Raw genomic sequence first — 4822 nt, 5'->3', positions numbered from 1 at the left:
TCGTTCTTCCACTCGTCCGGATTCGCCGCCATCGCGTCGGTGAGCGCCCAGAACATGTTGCGCCACCCGATCACTTCGCCCACGCGGGTCTGGACGCAGTTTCAATTGAAACTGCGTTCAGCCGCGACTGAAACGGGACGTTCGTTGAGGAGCACGTGATGGGTCCGCTGGGCGCGTTGCCGCGGTTGTCGGCATCGGCTCGCCGCGCGCTGGTCGTCGCCGGGCTGCTGTCGGTCGGCAACGCCGTCGCGCTGATCGTGCAGGCCTGGGCGTTGGGCAGCGCTCTGGCGGCGGTGGTGACGCGCGGGGTCGAGCCGAGCGAGATCAGCCGCTACCTGGTCGTGCTGGCTGTGGCGGTGGTGGCGCGCGCGGTGCTGGGCTGGGCGACCGAGTCGGTGTCGGCGCGGGCCGCCGCGGGCGCGAAGGAAGAACTGCGCGGCCTGATGCTGGATTCCGCGCTGCGCCGCGGCCCGGAGTGGATCCAGCGCCGCGGCTCCGCGGAGCTGACCGCGCTGGCCACCAAGGGCCTCGACGCGCTCGACGCGTACTTCACCAAGTACCTGCCCGCGCTGGTGACCGCGGCCGTGGTGCCGCCGCTGGTCGGGGCCTGGATCCTGTGGTCCGACTGGGTTTCCGCGCTGGTCATCCTGATCACGGTGCCGCTGATCCCGCTGTTCGCCTGGCTGGTCGGCAAGTACACCGAGCAGCGCACGTCTAAGGCGGCCGACGCGGTGCAGCGGTTGTCCGGGCAGCTGCTGGAGCTGATCCGCGCGCTGCCGGTGCTGACCGCGTTCGGCCGGGCGCAGGCGCAGGGCGAGGTGGTCGGCCGGGTCAGCGACTCGCATCGCCGCACCACGGTCGCCACGCTGCGCGTCGCGTTCTTGTCCGCGTTGGTGCTGGAGCTGCTCTCGTCGCTGTCGGTGGCGATGGTGGCGGTGGGCATCGGCCTGCGCCTGGTCTCCGGCGACCTCGACCTGGCCACCGGCCTGCTGGTGCTGGTCCTCGCGCCGGAGTGCTACCTCCCGCTGCGCGCGGCGGGCGCGGCGCACCACGCCAGCGAGGACGGCGTGGAAGCCGTCCGCCGCGTCGACGAGATCGTCAGCGAGCCGGGGCCGAGCGAACGGACCGTTGACCTCGTCGAGCGGAGTGAACGGTCCGTTCGCTCCGAAACCGGCCTGCGGGTCGCCGGGCTGCGGGTGCGGCGGCGGGACGGGTTCGCCCCGGACGGGTTGAGCTTCACCGCGCGGCCGGGCGAGATCGTGCGGCTGGAGGGCTTCGACGGCATCGGCCCCAGCGGCAGCGGGAAGTCCACCACGATGGCGGTGCTGCTCGGGTTCGCCGAACCGGAGAGCGGCACGATCACCTGCGACGGCGTGGACATCGCGGACCTTGCGCCGGGGGAGTGGCGTCGCCGCATCGCCTGGGTGCCGCAGCGCCCGACGTTCACCGGCGGCACGGTCGCGGACGAACTCGCCGTCGCCACCGCCGACCAACCGGACCTCTCGGTGCACGTCGACGAAGCCCTGTCCGCCGCGGCAGCGGCGCACCTGCGCGACCGCCGCACCGACGAACTGTCCACAGGGGAGCGTCAACGGGTCGCGGTGGCCCGCGCCCTGCTCCGGCTGCGCGGCGAGGCGACGATCCTGCTGCTCGACGAACCCACCGCGCACCTCGACACCGCCACCGCGCACCAAGTCAATGCAGCGATCCGCCGCGCAGCCGACGACGGCGCCACCGTGGTGCTCGCCAGCCACCGGCCGGAAGCCGCGGCTGAGCTGGCCGAGCCGGTGCTCGCGGCGGCCCCGGCAGCAGCCCCCGACCTGCCCGAAGCGCGCGGTCGCCTCCGCGACCTCCTGTCGCCGCGGCTGCTCGTCGGCACCGGCCTCGGCGCGCTGTCGCTGCTCTCGGGCCTCGCGCTGACCGCGACCTCGGCCTGGCTGATCGCCCGCGCTTCGCAGCAGCCGCCGATCCTGACGCTGTCCGTCGCGGTCGTCGGCGTCCGCACCTTCGCGCTCTCGCGCGCGGTGCTGCGCTACGTCGAGCGCCTGGTCACGCACGACGCCGCGTTCCGGCTGTCCGGTCGCCTGCGACGGCAGCTGTGGGACGCGCTGGTGCGGCTCGGGCCGGTGCGAAGTGCCGGACTCCGCCGCGGCGAAGGCGTCGCTCGGCTCGTCGACGACGTCGACGCGGTCCGCGACCTGGTGCCGCGCGTGATCTTCCCGCCGATGGTGGCCGTGGTCGTGATGATCGGTGCGGTCGTGGTGCAGGCGCTGGTGCTGCCGGAGGCCGGGCTGCTGCTCGCCGTGGTGCTCCTCGTGGCCTGCATCGCGAGCCCGCTCGCCGCGGTCGCTGCGGAGCGCCGCGCGACGACTGCCGTCGCTGAGGGACGGCGGAAGGTCTCCGCGCGGGTCCTGGGACTTCTCGACGGCGCGGCGGAACTGCTCGCCTTCGGCGCGCACGCCGAACAGCGCGCGGAACTGGCTGCCGAGGACGACCGGCTGGCAGCGCGGGCGCGACGCGCGGCTTTCGGCGCGGGAGCGGCGACTGCGATGATCGTCCTGCTCATCGGCGTGGCGGTGCTCGGCGGAGCTTGGCTCGGAGCGGCGGCGGTGGCCGAAGGACGACTGGCGCCGGAGCTGGCGCCGCTGCTCGGCCTCGTACCGCTTGCGGTGGCGGAGGCCGTGGCGCTGCTGCCTCCGGCTGCGCAGCAGTGGCGGTCGCTGCGATCCGCGCAGGACCGCCTCGCTCCGCTGCTCGCGGTCGAAGCACCTTCCGGCGGGACGAACGCCTCAACCGAAATCGAGCTCTCCGACGTCGACGTGCGCTGGCCCGGCGCTCCGGAACCTGCGCTGCGAGGCGTTGACCTGCACGTCCCGGCTGGTTCCCACGTGGCGATCGTCGGGCCGTCCGGTGGTGGCAAGTCGACGTTCCTGGCCCTGCTGCTGGGTTTCCTCGACGCCGAGCGCGGCGAAGCGCGTGTGCCGCGGCGGATCGCCTGGTGCCCGCAGGAACCGCAGCTGGTGTCGACGACGGTGCGCGAGAACCTGCGGCTGGCCGCGCCGAAGGCCGGCGACGACGAGCTCGTCGAGATCCTCGAGGTCGCCGGCCTGCCGGACTGGACCGACCGCTTGGACACCAAGGTCGGTGGCACGGCGATGTCCGGCGGCGAAGCGCAGCGCCTCGCGCTCGCCCGCGCGCTGCTGGTGCGGGACGCGGATCTGGTGCTGCTCGACGAACCGACGGCGCACCTGGACGTCCCGACGGCCGAAGCGCTCCTGGACCGCCTGGAGCGGGCGCTGCGGGGACGCACGGTCGTGCACGTGACGCACCGCTGGTCGGAAGCCGAACGCGCCGACGTCGTCCTGCGCGTGGACGGCGGCGGGCTCACCGCCGTCCGGAACCCCACGTCGTCGCGGTCCCCGGCGGCGCGGTAGGAATCCCCTTCATGATCATCAAGGGCACTGCCTGTGACCTGCGTCGTCAGGAGGAGCGAGCGCCAGGTGAGGAGCTATAGCCTCGTGCACGACATGGATTCCTCCCTCGCCCGGCGAATGCTGGCGGCATCGACCGAGATCACCCGCGCGGCGCTGTCCGCGGAGGATCCCGACGCGGTGCTCCCGCTGGTGGTCCGCCGCGCCGCCGAACTCGCCGAGGCCGACCTCGGCATCGTCACCGTCCGCGCCGACGACGGCCGCCTGACGGTCGAGGCCGCCTACGGCGCGCCGTCCGCGATCGGTCCGCTCGGCGACCCGGTCGGCACCGTCCTGTCCTCGCGGTCGGCTGCGGCGCGCGTGGCCCGCAGCGGTGTTCCGGTTGTCGTGGACGACCTCATCGACGATCCGCTCACGGCCCCGTACGTCCCCGCTGAGCTGCGGGTTTACGGTCCGTTCGCGGTCGCGCCGTTCGGCACCCGCGAGCGCCGGCTGGGCGCGCTGGCGGTGTACCGCAGGCGCGGTGCGAGCACATTCACGCGCGTCGCGGTAGACGTGCTGACCTCCTTCGCCGCGCAGGCCGGGCTGGCGCTGGTGCTCGCCGAGGGATCCACCGCGCGGCAGCGGATCGCGGTGTACCAGGAGCGCGAGCGCATCGCGCGCGACCTGCACGACGTGATCGTGCAGCGGCTCTACGCCACCGGCGTGCAGCTGGAGGTGCTGGAGCGGCGGCTGTCCGGCCAGCTCGCGCCCGCCGACGCGACCCGGCTGTCGGAGACGATGGAGCAGATCGACCAGGCCATCGCCGAGGTCCGGGCCACCGCCCGCACCTTGCGCTCCGCCGACCCGGAGCCTCCGCACCACGCGCCCGCGCTGGACGACTCGATGCGTTCCGAGGTGCAGATCGCCGGTGAGCTGCTGGGGCGGCCCCCGCAGCTGGAGATCGAGGGCGACCTGTCGGACGTGCCGGTCCAGGTGGCCGACCACGCCCGCGCGGCCCTGCGCGAAGCACTGTCCAATGTGGTCAGGCACGCGGGTGCGAAGTCGGTACTGGTTCGGGTGCGCCGCTCGGATGCCGGACTGCTGCTGCAAGTCGTCGACGACGGCTGCGGAATCCCCCGCGACGTGAGCAAGAGGGGCCTGCGGAACCTCGAAGAACGAGCGGTCGCCGCCGGAGGCCGCTGCGTGATCACCTCGTCCCCGGACAGCGGCACCACGGTCACCTGGGAAGTCCCCCTCACCGCCAAGACCTGACCCGGGATCCCCCGCACCCCAACGGGTTCCGGACCTCCGCCGCCGGCGGGGATCAAAGTTCAATGGAATTTCGACGTCCAATTTCCATTGAATTTGCGGAAGTTCTCCACAGGTGACCCGGGTTGTCCACAGGTCCC

General features: G+C 73.2%; 3 protein-coding genes. 2 read left to right on the top strand and 1 reads right to left on the bottom strand.

The features are described from left to right. Positions 1–83, bottom strand: an 83-nt coding sequence (locus tag ABTZ89_RS35790) for a hypothetical protein (protein WP_502949649.1), incomplete at its 3' end; no start/stop codon positions are given. 75 nt (positions 84–158) lie between these two features. On the opposite strand from ABTZ89_RS35790, the gene cydD reads away from it, so the two are divergent. Continuing rightward, positions 159–3434: a thiol reductant ABC exporter subunit CydD gene (cydD, locus tag ABTZ89_RS35785; protein WP_351053351.1), complete on the top strand. Its 3276-nt coding sequence runs from the start codon at positions 159–161 to the stop codon at positions 3432–3434. Positions 3435–3527: 93 nt separating this feature from the next. Then, complete coding sequence (locus tag ABTZ89_RS35780; RefSeq protein ID WP_270950912.1) at positions 3528–4685, top strand: GAF domain-containing sensor histidine kinase; 1158 nt, start codon at positions 3528–3530, stop codon at positions 4683–4685. Positions 4686–4822: the final 137 nt, after the last annotated feature.

Source organism: Saccharopolyspora sp. NPDC002686, assembly GCF_040295745.1.
In the GTDB taxonomy this organism is placed as follows: domain Bacteria; phylum Actinomycetota; class Actinomycetes; order Mycobacteriales; family Pseudonocardiaceae; genus Saccharopolyspora; species Saccharopolyspora oryzae.
This window is presented reverse-complemented; position numbering and strand designations above follow the sequence as displayed.

What these genes read in the sequence shown, in the direction of transcription:
- cydD (WP_351053351.1), top strand. Translation starts at nt 159, where the DNA reads ATGGGTCCGCTGGGCGCGTTGCCGCGGTTGTCGGCATCGGCTCGCCGC.
- ABTZ89_RS35780 (WP_270950912.1), top strand. Translation starts at nt 3,528, where the DNA reads ATGGATTCCTCCCTCGCCCGGCGAATGCTGGCGGCATCGACCGAGATC.